The sequence below is a fragment of the Pseudoalteromonas sp. SG44-1 genome (assembly GCF_014164315.1).
Classification (GTDB): Bacteria; Pseudomonadota; Gammaproteobacteria; order Enterobacterales; family Alteromonadaceae; genus Pseudoalteromonas; species Pseudoalteromonas rhizosphaerae.
In genome coordinates, this window is the sequence record NZ_JACJEW010000233.1 from 1 (window position 1) to 565 (window position 565).

The 565-nt window shown below is 41.1% G+C and carries 1 protein-coding gene; it reads right to left on the reverse strand.

Features of this window, described 5'->3' with window-relative positions; all coding sequences use genetic code 11:
• Positions 1-67 precede the first annotated feature (67 nt).
• The coding region (locus tag H5187_RS23940; protein ID WP_182798519.1) for a hypothetical protein at positions 68-565 on the reverse strand (498 nt) is incomplete at its 5' end.

Consider the following 565-nt stretch of genomic DNA (forward strand, 5'->3'; position numbering starts at 1 on the left):
TTTAAATGGTGTTTACTGATGTGTTGAAAGAGTAGGGTTTAAACAGTGTTTAAACCCTTTTTAAATGTTAGCTAAAGAAAGCCTTGCGAGCCAAGATGAAATCTAAACCAAATTGTTTAAACTCGGTTTCGTTTAGTAGTTCGAGTACTTCAACGCCTTTACATGTTTCTGCATTGAAGTTAATGGGGAAGAATTGCTCCTCAACATTAAACTCTTTCGCAAGTTCCAATGCACTTTTTAGTGCTGATAATCCATTCTGATTTGTTTCAGAAAGTGAAATATTAATACCTTTGAACTTTATACCACATAGCTTATCTATCTTGCGTTGGTATGGCGCGAGTACTTGATCAACCGTTTGCACTGCAGGCCGCTCTGGTGCTGCTGGCTCTGGCCGTGGTTCTACGGTGGTAATTGTGCCGTCTTCATTTGCCATGGGCTCTGGCAAGTTAGCGTTAAACTCGTTGACTTGGTTTAGCTCTACTAAGTACTCGTAGTAGCTACGCGCCCATTGCCATTGCTCGCCTTGTGCGGCAATTTCGGCAAATTTTTCAATATGCTCAACTTT